We start from the raw sequence: 20,261 nt of genomic DNA, 5'->3' as shown, positions 1-20,261 counted from the left end.
AGGGCTACGTCGGGATATACGCAGTGGGTAGGGTGGACAACGCGCGGCTTGTCCACCAGCGCAGGTGTTGCAACGGTGGGCAGGCACAGCGTTGCCCACCCTACGTTGCGGCGTGTTGACGCGCTATTATCCGCGCATCGGGACCACCCCAAGGAGCCGCTGTGAGCAGTACAACCCCGCGCTACAAGGCGATTGAAGCGTTTCTGCTGGAGCGCATCCACAGCGGCGCTTACCCGGTCAATCATCAGATTCCGCCGGAAGAGCAGCTGGCGCGGGATTTCGGGGTCAGCCGGATGACGGCCAACAAGGCCATCCGCGATCTGGTGCAGAAGGGCTACCTGCTGCGCCAGGCCGGCCTCGGCACCTTCGTCACCGACCGCAAGGCCGAATCATCGCTGCATGAAGTGCTGAATATCGCCAATGAGGTGCGCGGCCGTGGGCATGCCTACAGCAACGACATTATTCGCTGTGAAGCGCTGGCGGCGGATGATGAGGTGGCGCTGCGGCTGGGCCTGCGCCTGGGCGCCGAGGTGTTTCACAGCATCCTGGTGCACCGCGAGGATGGCGTGCCGATCCAGCTGGAAGACCGCTTCGTCAACCCGCGCTGGGTGCCGCATTATCTGGACAGTGATTTCTCTCGGCAGACGCCCAACGAGGTGCTGGTCAGCAGCTGTCCGATTTCCGATGTCGAACATGTGGTCGAGGCAGTGCTGGTGGATCAGCAGGTGGCCGATTGGCTGGCTATCGAAGTGGCCGCGCCGTGCCTGAGTGTGATCCGCCGAACCTGGTCAGATGAGCATCTGATCAGCTACGCCCGGCTGATCCATCCGGGCGATCGCTATAAGCTGCGCTCCAGCCATAAACCTCGGCGCTGAACACGCATCAGTTATTGATCTGCTGTTCGACCAGTTCCGGGTTGTCGATAAAGCGGTTGCGCGTGCCTTGCAGGCTGGCAATCTTGTCGTTGCGCGCCTTTTCCTCTGCATCCGGTGGGTCCATCTGGTGCCACTTCTTGTACATCTGCACCTGGCCGACGATGGGCAGGTTGTATTCAACATGCATGTAGAAAATCGCCCGGGCCACATTGCCCTTGGCCTCGTCGCGTGGCTCGACCAGCTGGAAGCTGGTTTTCATGTCGCAGCCGATATCGGCGAACTTGCTTGGCACGCTGTCATCCAGATCGCCGAACTGCGCGTTGCGCCGCACCAGTTCAACGCGGGTTAGCGCCGGGTAGAGGTTGTGCAGGTCGGAGGCCATATAGACGTAGCGCGGGTTCATGATTCCGCACTGGCGGTCGGTGACGCAGCGCAGCGCGCTTTTCAGCTGCTTGCTGCTGTAGATCGCGCTGGCCTTGAGTTGGCCGCTTTCTTCGGTGAATTCTTTGCCGCAGTACAGCGTGCTGCCGCCCTGGCCGTAAAGCTGGCTCCAGAACAGTTGCACGGCGGCTTTGGGATCGGAAAGCTGATTTTGCCCGTTGGCCAGGGTGGGTAGGCTGATGCTGGCTGCCAGGCAGCCGATGGCAAGAAGCAATGAGCGCATGTGTGGCCCCAATGACCGCCGTTGACGGGGTCTGTTGTTTTTGTAAGACAAGATCGAGTCTAACAAGACCTGCGTCACAAAATAAAGCCGAGCGTTTGCTCGGTTTTACTCGTCAAGGCGCTTTGTAGGCTATGGCTTACACGGCGTGCTGCAGATCGCCACTATGCCGGGTACCAGTTGGCGACTAGTCTGCTGCCCATGGACGTCGCGCAGGAAGCGCACTTTAGCAACAGGGATACGTGGGACAGCTGCCAGGACGGCAAGCAGATCAAGGATGTCAGCAAACAGTCTGCAAAGACCCCGCAATGCGGGGTTTTCTTTTTTGTGCTCAGCGCATCCATGCGCTTCACCCCTCCGGGGCTTGCGCGCAAAAACGCTCCCGACGTTTTTGTGGCTTGCCATCCATGGCTGCTACCCTTCTCGACCTACCGAAGCTAGCGCGTGATCACGCTAAATACCGCGCTGGCGCGGGCAATCCGTACTGACTCAACCACAAAGTAGCAATTGGCAAACGCCAGGCTTTTGCCGACCTTCTGCACATCGCTTTCGATGGTTATCCAGTCGCCGAGTTTGGCGGTGCCGGCGTAGTCGATGGTCAGACTGCTGGTGACTATGGGTGTGGGCGGTTCCTGAGCGAAAGCGCTGTTGTAGCCCAAGGCCACATCGGCCAGGCTGCTGAGTACGCCGCCATGCACCAGACCGCGCGCATTGCAGTGTTTCTCCTCGGCTCTCAGGCCAATCACCAGGCCCGTGTCGCTGCGCTGGTTGTAGATCGGCCCGAGCAGATCAAGAAAGGGGCTGCTTCTAAATAGCGGGGTAAACCCCGGCGCGATCATGCTCATCAGCGAAACCTCCTTTGCTTGGGGCTATTCAGGCGGCCTGGCGCTGCGCCTGTAATTCGGCAAACCAGTTCAGCGTTTCATCCCACAACGACTGCGCGGCCGGGCGGAAGTAGCCCATATGGCCGATGGCACCGATGCCGGCAGCTGAGTCGATGGTGCGTGCTTGATAGGGCGCTGCGCTGTAGGCGGCCATAAAGGCATCGCGCGAGGCAGGCGGTGCCCACAGGTCGTCCAGCGCGTTGGCGGCAATAATCGGCGTGCTGACCTGGGCGAAGCGCTCGGCGAGATCTGCCATCTGCGGGTCTTCAAAGAAGTAGCGCGGGTAGCCGCACCAACGTTTCCACTGTTTGTATACGCCCAGCGGCAAATCCTCGCCCATGCCCAGCTTGCTCCAGGCCAGGTAACCCTTAAAACGGGTCAGCAGTGGGCCGATCAGCCGCCACATGGTCAGCACGCGCAGTTGCTCGGCCTTGGGCATCCAGCCATGCCAGCCGGCCCCGGTGCCGAAGGTGTAGAAACCCTGGACCTGATCATGGTTCGGCAGCAGGCCGAAGGCATGCCCGCCAAAGGAGTGGCCGACCATATACAGCGGTCGTTGCGGGTGACGGTGCTGGTCGACGGCGGCCGCCAAGTCGAGGTGCGCCCAGTCCAGATAATCCATGGCAAAGCCACGTAGGCTGGCCGGTTTCGATTGACCGATGCCGCGGTAGTCCAGAGTCAGGGTGCTGTAACCGCGCTGCGCGGCATACTCGGCAAAGCGTCGGTAGAAACCCTGGGGCACGCCGGTGGCGCCGGCAATCACCAGCTGCGCGACCGGCTCCGGGGCGTGATACAGGATGGCGGTGAGCGGATAACCGTCGAGTGCCGGCAACTGCACGCTTTCGCTAAGGATGGCTGGGGTATTGAGGCTCATGGGCGGACTCCTCCCGGAAACTGTTCGCGGGTCAGGTTGAACAGGGCAGTGGCGGCACGTTTGAGCGGCTCGCTGCTGCCGGCCACGCGGGCTTGCAGCAGCCCGCCTTCATACAGCGCGACAAACAGCGCGGCGAGGTTATCCGCCTGCTCGCTGGGGTAGCCGTAGGCATGCAGTTGCACGCTCAGCGCCTGGCGCACGGCGGTAAAACTGCGCTGCAGAGCGGCGCGAATCTCTAGATCTTCCGGGCCGCTTTCCAGGGCGATGGTGGCCAGCGGGCAACCGCGTTCGAACTGGCTGTTCTCCAGCTGCTGTAGTGCACCTTGCAACCAGTTGTGCAGCGCCTTGAGCGGGTCCGGCTGCTGGGTAAAGAGCTGGGTGAACAGGCCGTCGATATGCCGGCTGATATGCTCGATAGCCGCCACCGCCAGCTCGCTTTTACCGCCAGGGAAGTGGTGATAGAGGCTGCCTTTGGGCGCGCCAGCAATTTCCAGCAGCTCGCTCAGGCCAACACCATGCAGCCCCTTGCGTTGCAGGGCATCGGCCATGGCGTGAATCAGTTTGTCGCGGGTTGAGGTCTTTTTCATGGGCTAAATATATAGACCGGTCGGTCTATTTTTACAAGGGTTTTCTTCGTCATAGCCAGCCGATATGGCGCGGCATAAGTTGGCTTTGCAGTCGACGCACCTTCAGGCGTGCCGCCAGAGTGCGCCGGTGAGCATTTCCTTTAGCGCTTTTCCGCTACCATCTGCTTCTCTCCCGCATGCGATAAGGATTTCCCTCATGTCCATCTCCACGCTGATTTTCCTGGCGGTTGTCGCCGCGCTGATCTTTTACGTGATTGGCATCTACAACCAGCTGGTGACCTTGCGTAACCGCTTTCAGAACGCCTTTGCGCAGATCGAGGTGCAGCTCAAGCGCCGTTATGACCTGATCCCCAATCTGGTGGAAACCGCCAAGGGCTATATGGCCCATGAGCGGGAAACCCTTGAGGCGGTGATTGCTGCGCGCAATAACGCGGTGACTGGGCTCAAGGCCGCTGCGGCGCAGCCGGGCAATGCCCAGAGCATGGCGCAGTTGGGCGGCGCGGAAGGGCTGCTGAACAGTGCCCTGGGCCGCCTGAACGTGACGCTGGAGGCTTACCCAGACCTCAAGGCCTCGGCGAATATGCAGCAGCTCAGTGAGGAGTTGAGCAGCACCGAGAACAAGGTGGCCTTCGCCCGTCAGGCGTTCAACGATGCGGTGATGGCCTACAACACCTACAAACAGGCGTTCCCGCCGGTATTGCTGGCTGCCAGTTTTGGCCACGCTCAGGACGCCAGCCTGCTGGAGTTCGCCGACAGCGCGGCGATTCAGGAAGCGCCGAAGGTATCGTTCTAAGTTAAGGGCTCGGCACGATGAATTTCTTCGAGCAACAGGATCGCGCCCGGCGTAACAGCGGGCGTCTGCTGATTCTGATGGCGCTGGCGGTGCTTAGCCTGATCACCCTGACCAGTCTGGTGCTGGGGCTGGTCTGGCAGCTGTTTGGTCAGACTCACAGCTCACTGTGGTTGGCCAGTGGTACGCCGAACAGCGTATTGCCCAGTTGGCCACTGGTGGGCTGCGTGGCGCTGGCAGTGATCGGCGTGGTGCTGCTGGGCAGTCTGTACAAGCAGCTGCAGCTGAGCCGTGGCGGCCAGGCGATTGCCGAGCGCCTGGGTGGGCGCTTGATCAACCTGTCACCACAGAGCCTCGAGGAGCGTCGGCTGCTTAATGTAGTGGAGGAAATGGCCCTGGCCTCGGGCACCTCGGTGCCGCCGGTGTATGTGCTTGATGATGCCGGGATCAACGCCTTTGCCGCCGGCCTGACGCCGCAGGATGCGGTGATCGGGATAACCCGTGGGGCGATCTGCCAGCTCAGTCGCGATGAATTGCAGGGCGTGATCGCCCATGAATTCAGCCATATCTTCCACGGCGATATGCGCCTCAATACGCGCCTGGTGTCGGTGCTGCACGGCATTCTGCTGCTGGGCCTGATTGGCGGGTTTCTGCTGCGCAGCAGCGGGCGCAGTGGTCGCTCCAGCCGGAACAATTCGGTGGCGATCGTGCTTGCCATTGGCGTCACGCTGTGGGTGTTGGGCTATGCCGGGACTTTTTTCGGCAACCTGATCAAGGCCGCCGTAAGCCGTCAGCGCGAGTTTCTTGCCGATGCCTCAGCGGTGCAGTACACCCGCAACCCGGACAGCATCGCCGGGGCCTTGAAGAAAATCGGCGGCAATCTGTATGGCTCGCAGTTGCAGGCCGGGCATGCCGCCGAGTTTAGCCATATGTACTTTGCCGCCGGCATCAGTCAGGCGCTGGACGGCATGCTGGCGACCCATCCGCCTTTGGATCAGCGCATCCGCCGCATCACGCCAGGTTGGGACGGCCGCTACCCGCATGTGGCGGAACTCAGCGCGGCAACGCCGGTGGCGGCAGCCAGCGATTCGACCGTGAATCTGTATGACCTGAGCGCCTTTGTTCCCGGCCTGAGCGCCGCCGCGGCGAGTGAGGCGATTGGCGCCATTGGCGACCCACAAGCCGCGCATCTGCTGGCCGCGCGTAGCACCCTGGCGCAGCTGGATCTGGCCCTGAGTGAGGCGGCGCACAGCTGCAGTGGCGCCCAGGCATTGCTTTACGGTCTGCTGCTTGACCCTGTCGAGACGCAAGCTGTGCAGCAATTACAGCTGTTGCAGCCGCGTATCGCCGCCGAGGTTGCCACGCAGCTTGAGCAGTTGCGTGAGCCGCTGCGTCAGCTGGCGCCGGGTATGCGTTTGTCGTTGCTGGATCTGGCCATGCCGGCCCTCAAACAGTTGGCGGCCGATCAGTTCGCCGCGCTCAAGGCCAATCTGGCTCTGCTGATTCGTGCCGACGGCCGGGTCGCGCTGCTGGAATGGACGCTGCTGCGGATTGTCGAGCGCAATGTCGAAGGCGCGCGTGCGCAGACCAGCCGCTACCAGCTGCAGGAACTGGCTGCTGAAACCCGCGTGGTGCTGTCGCTGCTGGCCCGCGCCGGCGGGGTGGATGAGCCTGCTGCGCAGCTCGCTTTCCAGCATGCCGGCAGCGAGCTGGCGTTCCCGCTCGAGCAACTGCTGCCGGCCAGTGCCAGTGGCTTAGCGGCGCTGGAGCCTGCGCTGCGCCGCCTCAGCCTGCTCTGGCCGTTGCAGAAGCCGCAGCTGCTCAAGGCCATGGCGCGTTGCATCGCGCATGACGGCCAGATCAACGCCGCCGAGGCCGAGCTGATGCGCGCCGTGGCGGATATTCTCGATTGCCCGATGCCACCCTTGCTCGCTGCACGCGGCTGACCGTCCGGCGGTGCGGCTTGACCCTGCGGCGCGGGCGGTAGACTGTAAAACGGCGTCGCACTGTCATGCCCTGGTCATCAAACTGGGCAATCCTGATCCTGCGCAATGGAATGCGCGGTCACTGTATCGCCGGCCAATAACAACCACCTTTAGGGCGTTCGCCCCTTTCATTGCACTGCCTCCTGACCCCGTCACGCCGTTTTGTACGGCAAGGAGAGAGCCATGAACCTGTTGCAGCCCGTCACCGCTGGGTTGTTTGATCCGCAGCTACAGCTCGAAGCGGAGCCCGATGCGCGTGAGACTGATCTGCGTGGCGCTACCATCCACGCGGACATCATCCACACCATCGCCGCCATCGACCAACTGACTGCACGCTTGCAGCGTCCACCTGAGTCATCGTTGCGCTAAACGCCACCCGCGTCTGGCGGCATAGTGGCCGCCAGCCGCCCTCTCAGTGTGTCGCAAAGGCTTGCAGCAAATCCTCGCTAAACGCCCGCTGCGCATCACTGGGGTGCTGGCCACGATGGCTGGCCAAGTGAAACGGCACCTCAAAACTCAATGCATCGGCCTGCAGGGCGCGTAAACAGCCGCTGGCTAGCCAGGGCGCGGCAATATGTTCGGGCAAATAACCGATATGCCGGCCTGAGAGGATAAATGCCAGGGTGCCGTCCACCTGCTCGGTCTGCGCGGAACTGGCGGCGCTCTGGAAGGGCTCGCGGGCCTGCACAAAGCGGTAGGGATGATGCACCCGGTCGGCCTGCTGCAAGTCAGCGAGGCTGATCTGCGCGCACGTGAACAGTGGATGGCCCTTTGCGCAAAACAGCACCTGGCGCTCGCGAAACAGCGGCTGATAATCCAGCGCGGCCTGGTTGCCGGAGAAGTAGCCGATGGCCAGGTGCAGCTGGCCCTGCAGCAGACGGCGTTCCAGCTCGGCAGGCATGGCGGTCAGTAGTTCAATCTGCACCGCCTGATTGCGCCCGCGAAAGCGACCAATAGCATTGGCCACCTGCTCCAGCACATTGGCCGCCAAACCCTCGGAAAGGCCAATACGCAGCTCGCCCAGCAGTTTGTCAGCCATGCCCTGGGCTTCGCCCTTGAAGGTATCGATGGCGCTGAACAGTTTGCGCGTGGCGCTCAGCACTTGCTCGCCCTTGGGCGTTAGGCGGAAACCGCCCTTGCCGCGCTCGCACAGACGAAAACCCAGACGCGTTTCCAGCTTGGCCATCTGCGTGCTGATGGTCGACTGGCCAATCCCCAGTTCGCCCTGAGCGGCGCTAAAGCCACCGCACTCCACCACGGTGACAAACAGGCGCAGCAGCTGCAGATCAAGGTCACGCAACTGGCTCAGCATGGCGAGTCCTAACATTGGTAATTGTCGATGCCAGAGTAGAACACTTCATATTTAAGCTAAGCAAACTCGCAGGCAGGATGCGTTCAGCTCATCACGTCACCGAGGCCACTCCCCATGCATCAGACCCTTGTTCCGCTTCTGCTGTGTTGCGCCTTTGCCGCCCAGGCCGAGGAGAAGGCCCTCAACCTATACAGCTGGTCTGCCTACCTGCCGGAGCAGGCCTTGCAGCGCTTCAAGGATGAAACCGGGATCACCGTCAAATACGACATTTTCGACAGCGCCGAAGCCCTGGACAGCAAACTGCTCACCGGCGGCAGCGGTTATGACGTCGTCTTCCCGGCTTCCAGCGGCCTGGCGCGGGCGATACAGGCCAAGGCCGTGCAGCCGCTGGATCGCACCCAGCTGCAAAATCTGGATAACCTCGACGCCGAGCTGCTGGGCAAACTTGCCAGCGCCGACCCCGGCAATCAGTACGGCCTGCCGTACACCTGGGGCACGGTCGGCGTGGGTTTCAACCTGCAGGCGCTCGAGCAACGCCTGCCCGGCGTACCGCTAAACAGCCTGGATCTGCTGTTCAAGCCCGAGTACGCCAGCAAGCTGAAAGATTGCGGCATCGCGGTGATCGACTCGCCGCAGGAAGTGATCAGCATCGTCCTCAACTACCTGGGCAAAGACCCCTATAGCAGCGAACGCGCCGACCTCGATGCGGTGGCGCAGCTGCTCAGCCAGTTGCAACCGAACCTGCGTTACGTCGGCACCGGGCGACATATCAATGACCTGGCCAAAGGTGAAATCTGCCTGGCGCTGACCTACAACGGCGACGCCTACATGGCGGCGGCCAACGCCGCTGATGCCAAGCAGCCATTCGAGGTGCAGTACCGCATCCCGCGTGAAGGCACCCTGCTGTGGTTCGACACCATGGCGATTCCCGCCGACGCGCCGCACCCCAAAGCGGCCCACGCCTTTATCGATTACATGCTGCGCCCCGAGGCCATAGCCGAGCTGACTAACAGCGTGTTCTTCGCCAACGCCAACCAGGCTGCCACCGCCCTGGTCGACCCGGCGATCAGCGGCGATGCCGATATCTACCCCGGTGAAACGGTGCGTGCGCGGCTGTTTGCCGAGCATTTGATGCCGCTGCGTCAACAGCGTGAGCGCACACGTATCTGGACCACTTTCCGCAGTCAGTATTGAGGACAAGGCAATGGAAGCATTTAACGGCAACGACCAGGCATTTACCCGCGACAGCCTCTACGGCACTGTCTCCGAGCCGACCTACGCCGGCGTCACCAGCTTTATGCGCCGGCGCTATTCGCGCGACCTCAGTGGCGTGGATCTGGTGGTCAGCGGCGTGCCCTTCGACACCGCCACCACCAACCGCCCCGGCACCCGCTTCGGCCCTCGGGCGATTCGTGCGGCCTCGATCACCAGCGCCTGGGAGCGGCATTACCCCTGGGAGTTCGACCCCTTCGACCACCTGGCGGTGATCGATTACGGCGACTGCAATTTTGATCACGCCCTGCCGCACAAGATTCCGGCGGCCATCGAGGCGCATGCCGAGCATATCGTCCAGGCCGGATGTGCCATGCTCACCCTGGGCGGCGACCACTTCATTAGCTACCCGCTGCTCAAGGCCCATGCGCGTAAGTACGGCGCGCTGTCGCTGGTGCATTTTGATGCGCACAGCGACACCTGGCCGGATGCCGATGACAGCGAGCAGGGCGTTAACCACGGCACCATGTTCTTCCACGCCGCGCGCGAGGGCCTGGTTGATCCATCGCGCTCGGTGCAGATCGGCCTGCGCACCACCAATGACGACGTGATGGGCTTTCAGGTGCTGGATGCGCGCCAGGTGCACCGCAGCACCCCGGAGCAGATCGCCGCGCAAATCCGCGCGCGGGTCGGCGATAACCCGGTGTACCTGACCTTCGACATCGACTGCCTCGACCCGGCCTTCGCCCCCGGCACCGGCACGCCGGTGTGCGGCGGCCTGAGTACGCATCAGGCGCTGGAGATTCTGCGTGCCCTGCGCGGCATCAATCTGGTCGGCATGGACGTGGTGGAAGTTTCGCCACCCTATGACCACGCCGAACTCACCGCCCTGGCCGGCGCTACGGTGGCGATGGAGCTGGTGTGTTTGTATGCGGCGCGGCACAAATTGGGCGAGCATTGAGAGGGAAATACGTAGGGTGGAAATCGCTGTTTATTTCCACCATTGGCGTCAGCGCGGCTGCCCATGGTGGACCGGTGAAGCGTGGTCCACCCTACGATTCTGACGGGCCCTGCGAAACCTGTAGGAGCGGCCTTGGCCGCGATTTTGTTTATTCACGTCGATTCGCGGGCAAGGACTAGGCGTCCCCCCCGCTCTTACAAGCACTGAGCATGTCGGCCAAAGCCAATTCAGGGATCGCCATAAAAAACGGGCCCAGCAGGCCCGTAAATTCACACTCAAGTTTTACTCGGCATTCAGCTGCTCGCTCAGGCCCATGGCTGCCGGCAGAAACAGCCGCGCATCCATCAGTTGCGGCGCACGCACGATGGGCGTGAAGTCCATGCGGTCGAGGATGTCGCGCTGGATATCCACACCTGGCGCTACTTCGATCAGCTCCAGGCCGTCCAGGGTCAGGCGCAGTACGCAGCGCTCAGTGACATACAGCACCGGCTGACCACGCTCGGCGGCCTGATGGCCGGCGAAGGTGCGGTGCTCCACCTCGGCGACAAACTTGCGCAGCTCGCCGTCCTTGATGATGCGCAGCAGGCCGTTCTCGATGCGGATGTACTGCGGCCCGGCGCTGAAGGTGCCGAGGAACACCACCTGCTTGGCGTTCTGGCTGATATTGATAAAACCGCCGGCCCCGGCCAGGCGTGAGCCGAATTTGGACACGTTGAGGTTGCCCGCCGCATCGGCCTGAGCCAGGCCGAGGAAGGCGATGTCCAGGCCGCCGCCGTCGTAGAAATCGAACTGATATGGTTGATCGAGCAGTGCGCTGTGGTTGCTCGCCGCGCCAAAATCCAACCCCGAGGCAGGTATGCCGCCGATCACGCCGGGTTCGGCGGTCAGGGTCAGGCGCTCGATCACCCCTTCCTCGGCCGCAACTCCGGCCACGCCTTCCGGCATGCCGATACCGAGGTTGACCACCGCGCCGGCTCGCAACTCAAGCGCCGCGCGGCGGGCGATCAGTTTGCGCACATCCAGCGGCATGGCTTTCAGGCTGTCCACCGGCACCCGGGTTTCGCCGGCGAAGGCCGGGTTGTAGGCGGTGGCGAAGGTCTGCTGGTGATTGGCCGGCTCGGCCAGCACCACGCAGTCCACCAGAATCCCAGGGATCTTCACCTCGCGGGCATTCAGCGAGCCGCGCTCGACGATGCGCTCGACCTGAGCGATCACCAGCCCGCCCGAGTTGTGCGCGGCCATGGCAATGGCCAGGCTTTCGATGGTCAGCGCCTCGCGCTCGAAGCTTAGGTTGCCGTCCGGATCGCTGCTGGTGGCGCGCACCACCGCCACGTGGATCGGGAAGGTCGGGTAGAACAGGTAATCCTCGCCGTCGATCGGCATCAGCCGCACCAGCTCGGTGGTGGTACACGCATTGAGCTTGCCGCCGCCGTGGCGTGGGTCGACATAGGTGCCCAGGCCGACCCGCGACAGCTGCCCCGGCTTGCCGGCGGCGATATCGCGAAACAGCTGGGAGATCACCCCCTGCGGCAGGTTGTAGGCCTCGATGCGGTTATCCACCGCCAGCTTCTGCAGCCCCGGCACCAGGCCCCAATGGCCGCCGATCACCCGCCGTACCAGGCCCTCATGGGCCAGGTGGTTAAGGCCGCGACCTTTGCCATCGCCTTGGCCGGCGGCATACACCAGGGTCAGGTCGCGCGGTGCCTGTTCAGCGAGAAAGCGCTGCTCCAGAGCAATGGCGATTTCTTCGGCGAAACCGATGCCGACAAAGCCGCCAGTAGCCAGGTTGGCGTTGTCCGGGATGCGTGCCACAGCAGCGGCGGCGGTCATGATCTTGCTCATTGCGGGTACTCGAAAGCGAAAGGGGATCTCGACCGTAGGAGCGGGGGGGACGCCTAGTCCCATGCCCGCGAAATCTATCGCGGGCATGGCCCGCTCCTACATTTGTCGTGACTTAGAAACTACCGAACATGGTGCCGAGCGTAATCACCACCACCAGCGCCACCATCGGGAAGCCCACGGTGTTGACGAAGATAAATTTGTACGACTCGCGGTGGGTCAGCTTGCAGATCGCCAGCAGCGAGATCACCGCGCCGTTGTGCGGCAGGGTGTCCATGCAGCCGGAGGCCATCGCGGCGACGCGGTGCAGCAGCTCGGGGCTGATGCCGGCGGCGTTGGCCATGGTCAGGTACTGCTCGCCGAGGGTTTTCAGCGCAATCGACATACCGCCAGACGCCGAACCGGTGATGCCGGCGAGGATATTCACCGCCACCGCTTCGGAGATCAGCGGGTTATCGGAGACGCCGAGCACCAGGTCGCGAATGATCACAAAGCCGGCCAGGGAGGCGATCACCGTGCCGTAACCCACTTCGGCAGCGGTGTTGAGGATCGGCAGCATGGAGCCGAAGGCGCCGTCGTTGACGCTCTTCTTCAGATCCATCCAGCGCTGCCAGTGCATGGCGATCAACAGCAGGATGGCCGCGCTGAGGGCGACGATGATGGCCCAGATACCGATCAGTGACTTGGCGTCTTGCAGGCCGCCGAATTCCGGCTTGGCCAGGTAGCTGGTGTCGATGCTCGGCAAAATCTGCTTGGCCATCAGGAAGTTCAGGCCGATCACCACAAAGATCGGCAGCAGTGCCAGCCAGAAGCCGGGGATCGTGCGCTGGTCCTCGACCACCGGGTCGTCGCGGTGCTCGCCGTAGCCTTCACCGGCAGCCATCAGCTTGCGCGACTGCGCGGTAAGCCACCAGGTACCGAGGCCGAACATGATCAACCCGGCAATCACACCCAGGCCCGGCGCGGCAAAGGCGTCGGTGCCGAAAAACGGGTTGGGAATGGCGTTCTGAATCGCCGGGGTGCCGGGCAGGGCGGTCATGGTGAAGGTGAACGAGCCGAGGGCGATGGCGCCGGGGATCAGCCGTTTTGGGATGCCCGCCTCGCGGAACAGTGCCGCGCCAATCGGGTACACGGCAAAGGCCACCACAAACAGCGACACGCCGCCGTAGGTGAGGATGCCGCACGCCAGTACGATGGCCAGAATCGCCCGCTCGCTGCCGACCTTGGCCACGATGCCATGGGCAATGGCGCGGGCCGAGCCCGAGTCATCCATCAACTTGCCGAACAGCGCACCGAGCAGAAACAGCGGGAAGAACTGAATCACATAGCCGCCCATGGCCTTCATAAACACCTGGGTGTAGGTGGGCAGCAGCAGGCCGATATCGCCGGCAAACAGCAGGGCCAGCAACGCCAGCAGTGGGGCGAGGATCAGCACGTTGATGCCGCGGTAGGCGAGGTACATCAACAATGCGAGGGAAATCAGAATACCGAGGGTACCCATGGCTGGTTCCTTTTGTTGTTGTTTTAAGCACCGCTCTGTGGCGACGCTGATGAGCTTGCTCGTGAAATCAGGCAACTGAGATCAAGCGTTGAGCAGACTAGAGCGAAAGCTGTGCCAGACGGGGCTACGACTTTGGTCTAGGTGGGTGAAAGGCTTGTGGTTGATGGATTGCGTGGGTTTTTAGGGGAGACGGCGGGGTTGCTGGGGGAGGAAGATGTGTCTTTATTTTTGGAATTAGTCCAGATATTTAGATGGAAAGAGTCGCGTAATTCCAGATGTCTGGATTGGTGCTTTTCGTAGGAGCGGGCTTGCCCGCGATCTCTTTTTGACTCAAAAGCATCGCGGGCAAGCCCGCTCCTACAGGTCGCTACGTTCGTACATTCCGTAGCCCGGATGAAATCCGGGAAATGTGCGTCTGTACGGTGCTCCCCGGATTACATCCGGGCTACAACTCTGACACGAGCATGGATCGTGGGAGGGGCTGGACTAGCTTTTGTAGGAGCGGGCTTGCCCGCGATCTCTTGCAGGCTTAAAAGCATCGCGGCCAAGGCCGCTCCTACGGGGAATTGCGTTCGCTTTAGGCGGCAGTGAGCTTGGCTTAGTCGTGCTTACCCAACCCATGCAGCGCCAATTTGGCATACAACCCGGCGCGGGAAATGCCCAGGCGTTGCGCAGCCTGTTGGCGGTTGCCGGCAGTGGCGTGCAGGGCTTCGATCAGCGCCTGGCGCTCAGCCTGTGCCAGCTGTTCAGCCAAGGTTAGCGCCACTGTGGCGGTGGGTTGTGGCGCAAGGCTCTGTGCTGCGGGTGTCACCGGATCGACCAGCAACGCCCGCACGGTTTGCGCATCCAGGCGCCCGTCGACATCCAGTTGGGCGCGCTCCAGCAGGTTGCGCAGCTCGCGCACATTGCCACGCCAGGGCTGTGCGCTGAGCAGGGCGAGGGCGTCGTCGCTGACTTCCAGCGGCGCCTGGGCGGAGCGGTTGGCAATATCGTCGAGCAGGTGTTCCAGCAGCGCCGGAATATCTTCGCGGCGCTCACGCAGCGGCGGTACGCGCAGGGCCAGAACGTTGAGGCGGTAGTAGAGGTCATCGCGAAACTGCCCGGCGGCGACCTTGGCTTCCAGGTCGATATGCGTGGCGGCAATCACGCGCACATTCAGCGGTTTGACCTGGTTGGAGCCCAGCGGCTCGACTTCCTGCTCCTGCAACACGCGCAGCAGCTTGGCCTGTAGCGGCAGCGGTAGATCGCCGATCTCATCGAGAAACAGCGTGCCGCCGTTGGCCACCTCGAATTTACCGATGCGCGCCTTGCGATCCGCGCCGGTAAAAGCGCCGGGCGCGGTGCCGAACAGCTCGGCCTCGACCAGGGTTTCCGGGATGGCCGCCACGTTGACCGCGACAAACGGCCCGTTGGCCCGTGGCGACAGGTTGTGGATGCCCTGGGCCAGCAGCTCCTTGCCGGTGCCGGTTTCGCCGCGCAGCAGCACCGTGGCGTCCAGCTGTGCAGCGCGCCGAGCCTGGCGTTTGACCTCGCTGGCTGCGCTGCTGGCGCCGATAAACCCGGCGATGGTGTAACGCGCCCGGCGCGCCTTGGCCAGCTCGTGCTGGGTGGCGACCAGCTGGCTCTGCAGGGTGTTGAACTTGGCCATCAGCGGCTTGAGGTGGCGGGCGCGGTCGAACAATACAAAACCCAGCGCGCCGACCAGGGTGCCGTCCTCATCGCGCAACGGAATACGGGTGACCACGAAATGCTCGCTGCCGAAGGCCATTAGGTCGAGCATGCTCGGCTGGCCGCTTTCCACTACCTCGCGCAGGCGGCTGGCCGGCAGCACTTCTTCGATTTCCTTGCCGAGCACGCTGCGCGGGTCGCTGATGCCGACCTTCTCGGCGTACTTGTCGTTAATCCAGACGATGCGTGCCTGACGGTTGACCGCGATGGTGCCCTCGCATTGCGCGTTCAAATGGTCGAACAGCAGCGGCATGGCCACGGCGCGAAACCGCTCGGGCGAAACGCCGATGATCAAACCGTGTTGGTCGAGGTCGTCGCGGGCAATGGCCATGGGCGCAGTACATCCAGAATCAGGTGCGGCCGATTATGGGTGGCCCTGCGCGCAGGGGGCAACCGGCGGGCGCTATGCGAACTGCCGAGAACGGTTTTATAGAGGGTTCGCGGGCCAGCGCAGCAAATAGCGCGCGACGCGTATGCACTCCGAGAGATCGCTGGCTCATACCGCGCTATCTGGTCAAGGCCCTGGTAGTTGAGGCACAGTGAGCCATCAAACCGCCATCTATGCAGCGCCGGGCCATGTTTTTTCGACCGCGAACCAAACCGGGCAATGACAACAGTGCTGCCGTCGACGACCTGCAGGATGTCGGCCAGCGCTCGTTGATCCGCATGATCTTTGCCACCACCGGGCTGACCCTCGGGGTGTTCTGCGTGCTGCAATTTATGGCCGGCAACTACCTGTTTGCCAGCTTTGAACTGCTGGCCACTGGCGTCTTGCTGTGGGGCGCCTGGCGTGTTGTCAGGGCGCGCAACCTGCTGCCCTGGATCTACCTCTACCTGCTGCCGACCTTCAGCTTTCTGCTGTACATCATCGTTATTCCCAATGCCTCGAAAACCGCCTTCGTCTGGGTCTACAGCATCCCCGTGCTGTCGTACCTGCTGCTGGGGCGCAAGCGCGGCAGCCTGCTGTCGCTGCCCTTCGTGATCGGCGCTTGCCTGCTGTACCTCTACACCTACCCGGTGCAGCTGGATGCCGAAAGCCTGATCGATCTGGGCAACGCGGTGTTCTGCGGGCTGATGATTCTGGTCTTCGTCTACCTCTACGAAGCCCGTCGCGCCACGGCTTATCAGCAACTACAGCATATGGCGCGCACCGACGCCCTGACCGGTGTGGCCAGCCGTGGCAGCTTCCAGCAGAGCCTGGAGCAGAGCATCCGCGAGGCGCAGCGCAGCCAGGCCAAGCTGGTGCTGGTGGTGCTGGATGTCGACCATTTCAAGGCGGTCAATGACCAGTACGGCCACGATGCCGGCGACCAGGCCCTGCGCCATATCTGCAACAGCCTTGGCCAGCGCCTGCGCGCCACCGATACCCTTGGCCGCCTGGGTGGTGAAGAGTTCGGCCTGCTGCTGCGCAATACCGATGGCCAGGGCGCCGAACCGCTGGTGGAGAGCCTACGCGCGCAGCTGTGCAGCCAGCCGATGCGTTACGGTGATGAGGAGATCGCCCTGTCGGCCACCTTCGGCCTGGCCGAATGGCCCGTCGACGGCAGCACCGCCGAACAGCTGTACCGCTGCGCCGATCAGCGCCTGTATCGCGGCAAGGAGCTGGGCCGCAATCGCCTGGTGGGGCGCGGCAGTTCGCAGGACAAACACAGCGACGAATAAGCCCGGCCAGCGCCGCGCGTAATCGCGCAGAACGCCCCTGTTGCGCCGTCTACACTCAACTCGGCTTATCGATAAAGCGCTGCGTTGGCATGCCCCCGGGCGACGTCCTTGGCGCTGCAATTGGTCACTCAGGGACTTTTCATGACCGTCCTTTCTGCCTTTCTCAAGCAGGTCATCAAACTCTGGCATTCGCCCGATCTGGCGCTGATCGGGCAGCGCCGCGAACGGCGCATGCGCATGCTCGCCAGCCTGGTATTGCTGCTGGTTGGCAGCCTCTGGGGCGTCTTCTTCGCCCTGCGCGGCGAGTGGGGCATCGTGATGATGGACCTGCTGATGATCCTCTGCGGCCTGGGCGTATTTATCCTCACCCTGCGCAACCGCGTGCGCCTGGCCAACCTGCTGCTGTTCGGCGTGATCATCCTGGTGATCGTCGGCACCACTTTGTTGATGGACCCGCACACCGCCGCCGCGCCGCGCGCGACCCACCTGTATCTGCTACCAATTGCCGTGGCGGCGTTGATGGCCTTTCGCGATGAGCGCCTGTGGCTGCGCTACGGCGTGGCACTGTTTTGCCTCGGCTTGTTTACCGTGCTGGCCTCCTCATCCTGGAGCCCAACCAGCGCCTACCACCTGCCGGATGACGTACGCATGGCCGGCTCCTGGGTGCAGAGCGTGGCGGCCATGCTGATGCTGTTTGCCCTGCTGCATATTCTGCAAAGCGACGCCGCCGAGCGCTCGATGCTCGACCGCGACCTGCACGCCGCGCTGCGTGAGCAACAGTTTGTGCTGCACTACCAGGCGCAACTGAACAGCAGCGGCACAGTCACCGGTGCCGAAGTGCTGATCCGCTGGCAACACCCGCAACGCGGGCTGGTGCCGCCTGCCGAATTTATTGACCATGCGGAAAAGACCGGGCTGATTATCCCGATTGGCCAGTGGGTGCTGGAGCAGGCTTTTACCCAACTGCACGCCTGGAAGGACGACCCGCTGTACCGCGACATCAGCCTGGCGGTAAACATCAGCCAGAAGCAGTTTCGCCAAGCCAGCTTCGTCACCGACATGCTCGGCCTGATCGAAACCTACGGTATTGACGCACGGCGCCTCGAACTGGAACTCACCGAAACCCTGATCGTCCACGACATCGACGACCTGATGCGCAAAATGGCCGTACTGGTCGAGCGCGGCGTGCGCTTCTCCCTGGACGACTTCGGCACCGGCTTCTCCTCCCTCAGCCACCTCAAACGCCTGCCCCTCAACACCCTGAAAATCGACCGCTCCTTTGTCAGCGACCTGCTTACCGACAGCAACAGCCAAGCCATCGTGCGCACCGTCATCGCCCTGGCGCAAAGCATGGGCATGACGGTGATAGCCGAAGGCGTGGAAACCCACGCACAGCAGCAGTTTTTGCTCGATAACGGTTGCATGCAGTTTCAGGGCTATCTGTTTAGTAAACCGCTGCCGCTGGGGGCGTTTACTGCGTTTGTGGAGAGGCAGAATGGTTGAGGGGGGAAAATGGAAACGCCGCGTAATGCGTTTCACTTGAGCAGCGGGTGGCCGCGATCATCCCCTCGCCCCTCCGGGGAGAGGGTTAGGGTGAGGGGAAAGTCTCCAATTTGGCGGTGTTTTAAGCCTATCCCCACCATGGGGGCTGTGCGGCCCAAAGGATTAGCCCTTACCAGCCGCCATGGCCTGCTGCACGAGCGGCAGCAGTGCATCGGTTGCCGCTATCAGCTCGGCCAGCAGAGCTTCATCCTCATCCATATAACCTTCGTACTCAGCCAGATTGCGGCGTTCGTGGCAGAGCGCAAACAGGCGTACCTGGGGTTTGCTCAGCCCAAGGGTGTGTACCAGGCACTGAAATACCAAATAGCGGCGGTCTGAGCGATAGCCCCGCAGACGCATAGCCGTCAGCGCCATGGCGTGAGCCGCGTTATAGGCCAGGTCAAAGCGGCTGGCGAAGGACAGGGCGGAGATGTGAGCATCCTTCAAGCGATCTACCGCGGACGTCAGCAGCCCCTCACACTCCTTATGGTCCGGCGGTTCAGCTTTGAGGCCGCCGCTGCGCACGAGGTTTTCCAGATTGTCGTTACCGTCCATGGTTTTCCTCTTCCGGGTTTTGGCCAATCAAGTCGATTTTGTCCTGTTGCTCTACCCGTACCACAAAGCTGTTGCCGGCCGCTTTCTTGGCTTGCCAGTCTGTCAAAGTGTAGAGCGTCGGGTTAATCGTGCGGCCAAGCTGCTCCTCCACAGGGAGCAGGCGTTCCATTAAATCGCTGTAACTGAGGTTTTCACCAATCAGCATAAGGTCGATGTCACTGCCTGCATGCTCGCTGCCTTTGGCAATAGAGCCGTAGACGAACGCCCACGTTATCTCTTCAGCCAGCGGCGCAAGAGCCGTGCGCAGATGTTCCGCAATACCGAAGCTCTTGCGCACAATGCCTAGCAGCTCTGCATAGATTGGGCACTGCGGGTTGGCCTGGTAGTGCGTTTGATTGCCCTGGCGCTGCATGGTCAGGATGCCCGCGTTGTGTAGGCGCTCTAGCTCGCGCATCAGGCTGCCCTTGCCGACCTGCGCCCAGCGGGAGATCTCATTGGCATAAAAGCTCTGATCGGGTTTGCCATAGAGCAAGCCCAGCACCTTCTGCTGGGTTGCGGAGAATAGAGCGTCACTGAGCGGGATGGCTGACATGGCTGACTCGACAAGTCCCAAAAAGGGAACGATAAGTCCCTTTTTGGGACTTGTCGAGTCTGTGTTAGTAGCGCAGTGCTGATTTAGGGCGCGGGGCACGCTCTGAAGAGGGGCCGAAAACCGTGAAAAATTTCGTTCAAATAAGCGAAGTGAGGTCGTGCGCTGACTTATTCAGCAGCACTCTGTTTGCCCATGGTCTTTTCGATCAGCAGTAACAGCTCTTTCTGCCTGAGTTCGTAAAAGGCCGCGAAGTCATCAGCGCGTAGCGCCTCAACGGGAATGCAATGACTCGCCAGGAGCGCATTCATTTCTATGTCGTCCAGCTGAACCTGTTCGTGGGCTTGAAGCTTGCCCAGATACTGGGATGGCGCTGTTCCGCCAATCATGCGATTGGCTTTGTAGGAGATAGGTGTCTTGTTGATGATCGAGTCATAAAGACGCGAGGCAATGCCCTGCTTTTCGCACCAGTCACGCGGGAAAATATGGTGAATATCCAGGGCGACTTCATCTGCTTCTAGGTCACGGATATTTGCCTTCCAGAAGAAATCCTTTGCCCCCTCGTGAATCGCCCCTAGTTTCGTAGACACCTCCATGCCTCATAATACGGCCCATTAGGAGGTGCCATGAGCAACCCGCGTTATCCCGAAGAATTCAAAATTGAAGCTGTCAAACAGGTGACCGAACGCGGTCTTCCTATAGCT

At 62.0% G+C, this 20,261-nt stretch carries 19 protein-coding genes; 8 read left to right on the top strand and 11 right to left on the bottom strand.

Features of this window, described 5'->3' with window-relative positions:
- Positions 1–161 precede the first annotated feature (161 nt).
- Positions 162–875, top strand: coding sequence for a histidine utilization repressor (gene hutC / locus Q8M42_RS14755; protein WP_304871128.1), 714 nt, complete (start codon positions 162–164; stop codon positions 873–875).
- A gap of 7 nt (positions 876–882) precedes the next feature.
- On the opposite strand, the gene Q8M42_RS14750 is transcribed toward hutC, so the two are convergent.
- From Q8M42_RS14750 to Q8M42_RS14735, 4 genes are all read right to left on the bottom strand, one after another.
- On the bottom strand, positions 883–1,539 hold the full coding sequence (locus tag Q8M42_RS14750) for an endonuclease I family protein (RefSeq protein WP_304871126.1): 657 nt from the start codon (positions 1,537–1,539) through the stop codon (positions 883–885).
- A gap of 434 nt (positions 1,540–1,973) precedes the next feature.
- The gene (locus Q8M42_RS14745) at positions 1,974–2,381 is read right to left on the bottom strand and encodes a PaaI family thioesterase (RefSeq protein WP_304871124.1); all 408 of its coding nucleotides are present in this window, start codon (positions 2,379–2,381) and stop codon (positions 1,974–1,976) included.
- A gap of 28 nt (positions 2,382–2,409) precedes the next feature.
- On the bottom strand, positions 2,410–3,294 hold the full coding sequence (locus tag Q8M42_RS14740; RefSeq protein WP_304871122.1) for an alpha/beta fold hydrolase: 885 nt from the start codon (positions 3,292–3,294) through the stop codon (positions 2,410–2,412).
- The gene (locus Q8M42_RS14735; protein WP_304871120.1) at positions 3,291–3,881 is read right to left on the bottom strand and encodes a TetR/AcrR family transcriptional regulator; all 591 of its coding nucleotides are present in this window, start codon (positions 3,879–3,881) and stop codon (positions 3,291–3,293) included. Before Q8M42_RS14735 ends, Q8M42_RS14740 begins: the two co-directional genes overlap by 4 nt.
- Before the next feature lie 196 nt (positions 3,882–4,077).
- On the opposite strand from Q8M42_RS14735, the gene Q8M42_RS14730 reads away from it, so the two are divergent.
- The 3 genes from Q8M42_RS14730 to Q8M42_RS14720 all read left to right on the top strand — a co-directional run bounded on the left by Q8M42_RS14730 (position 4,078) and on the right by Q8M42_RS14720 (position 7,025).
- On the top strand, positions 4,078–4,674 hold the full coding sequence (locus Q8M42_RS14730) for a LemA family protein (protein WP_160014708.1): 597 nt from the start codon (positions 4,078–4,080) through the stop codon (positions 4,672–4,674).
- Positions 4,675–4,691: 17 nt separating this feature from the next.
- Positions 4,692–6,617: a M48 family metallopeptidase gene (locus Q8M42_RS14725; protein WP_304871118.1), complete on the top strand. Its 1,926-nt coding sequence runs from the start codon at positions 4,692–4,694 to the stop codon at positions 6,615–6,617.
- A 222-nt stretch (positions 6,618–6,839) separates the two neighbouring features.
- Positions 6,840–7,025 (top strand): hypothetical protein, encoded by a 186-nt coding sequence (locus Q8M42_RS14720; RefSeq protein WP_304871117.1) that lies wholly within the window; start codon positions 6,840–6,842, stop codon positions 7,023–7,025.
- 43 nt (positions 7,026–7,068) lie between these two features.
- Here Q8M42_RS14720 and Q8M42_RS14715 read toward each other — a convergent pair whose 3' ends face one another.
- Positions 7,069–7,968 carry a LysR family transcriptional regulator gene (locus tag Q8M42_RS14715; RefSeq protein ID WP_304871115.1) on the bottom strand — a complete coding sequence of 300 codons (900 nt, stop codon included), beginning with the start codon at positions 7,966–7,968 and terminating at the stop codon, positions 7,069–7,071.
- A 114-nt stretch (positions 7,969–8,082) separates the two neighbouring features.
- Between Q8M42_RS14715 and Q8M42_RS14710 the strand changes: the two genes are divergently transcribed.
- Positions 8,083–9,162, top strand: coding sequence for an extracellular solute-binding protein (locus Q8M42_RS14710; protein WP_304871113.1), 1,080 nt, complete (start codon positions 8,083–8,085; stop codon positions 9,160–9,162).
- Between the two features lie 10 nt (positions 9,163–9,172).
- Positions 9,173–10,141 (top strand): agmatinase, encoded by a 969-nt coding sequence (gene speB, locus Q8M42_RS14705; protein WP_304871111.1) that lies wholly within the window; start codon positions 9,173–9,175, stop codon positions 10,139–10,141.
- 282 nt (positions 10,142–10,423) lie between these two features.
- Here the strand turns inward: speB and Q8M42_RS14700 are convergent, their stop codons facing one another.
- The 3 genes from Q8M42_RS14700 to Q8M42_RS14690 all read right to left on the bottom strand — a co-directional run bounded on the left by Q8M42_RS14700 (position 10,424) and on the right by Q8M42_RS14690 (position 15,540).
- Entirely contained in the window at positions 10,424–11,983 is a 1,560-nt protein-coding gene (locus tag Q8M42_RS14700) for an acyl CoA:acetate/3-ketoacid CoA transferase (RefSeq protein ID WP_304871109.1), read from the bottom strand.
- 112 nt (positions 11,984–12,095) lie between these two features.
- Positions 12,096–13,481, bottom strand: coding sequence for a GntP family permease (locus Q8M42_RS14695; RefSeq protein WP_304871108.1), 1,386 nt, complete (start codon positions 13,479–13,481; stop codon positions 12,096–12,098).
- 598 nt (positions 13,482–14,079) lie between these two features.
- On the bottom strand, positions 14,080–15,540 hold the full coding sequence (locus Q8M42_RS14690) for a sigma-54-dependent Fis family transcriptional regulator (RefSeq protein WP_304871106.1): 1,461 nt from the start codon (positions 15,538–15,540) through the stop codon (positions 14,080–14,082).
- A gap of 245 nt (positions 15,541–15,785) precedes the next feature.
- On the opposite strand from Q8M42_RS14690, the gene Q8M42_RS14685 reads away from it, so the two are divergent.
- Positions 15,786–16,871, top strand: a complete 1,086-nt coding sequence (locus tag Q8M42_RS14685) for a GGDEF domain-containing protein (RefSeq protein WP_304871104.1) — start codon at positions 15,786–15,788, stop codon at positions 16,869–16,871.
- A gap of 141 nt (positions 16,872–17,012) precedes the next feature.
- Complete coding sequence (locus Q8M42_RS14680) at positions 17,013–18,374, top strand: bifunctional diguanylate cyclase/phosphodiesterase (protein ID WP_304871103.1); 1,362 nt, start codon at positions 17,013–17,015, stop codon at positions 18,372–18,374.
- A gap of 162 nt (positions 18,375–18,536) precedes the next feature.
- On the opposite strand, the gene Q8M42_RS14675 is transcribed toward Q8M42_RS14680, so the two are convergent.
- From Q8M42_RS14675 to Q8M42_RS14665, 3 genes are all read right to left on the bottom strand, one after another.
- Positions 18,537–18,968 carry a hypothetical protein gene (locus Q8M42_RS14675; protein ID WP_304871102.1) on the bottom strand — a complete coding sequence of 144 codons (432 nt, stop codon included), beginning with the start codon at positions 18,966–18,968 and terminating at the stop codon, positions 18,537–18,539.
- Complete coding sequence (locus tag Q8M42_RS14670; protein WP_304871101.1) at positions 18,958–19,560, bottom strand: nucleotidyltransferase domain-containing protein; 603 nt, start codon at positions 19,558–19,560, stop codon at positions 18,958–18,960. The genes Q8M42_RS14675 and Q8M42_RS14670 overlap by 11 nt, the downstream gene beginning before the upstream one ends.
- Positions 19,561–19,727: 167 nt before the next feature.
- Positions 19,728–20,147 (bottom strand): hypothetical protein, encoded by a 420-nt coding sequence (locus tag Q8M42_RS14665; RefSeq protein WP_304871099.1) that lies wholly within the window; start codon positions 20,145–20,147, stop codon positions 19,728–19,730.
- Between the last annotated feature and the right edge of the window lie 114 nt (positions 20,148–20,261).

This window comes from Pseudomonas sp. (assembly GCF_030684895.1).
Taxonomy (GTDB): Bacteria; Pseudomonadota; Gammaproteobacteria; order Pseudomonadales; family Pseudomonadaceae; genus Aquipseudomonas.
The sequence above is the reverse complement of the archived record's forward strand: the minus strand, read 5'-3'. Positions and strand labels throughout refer to the sequence as shown.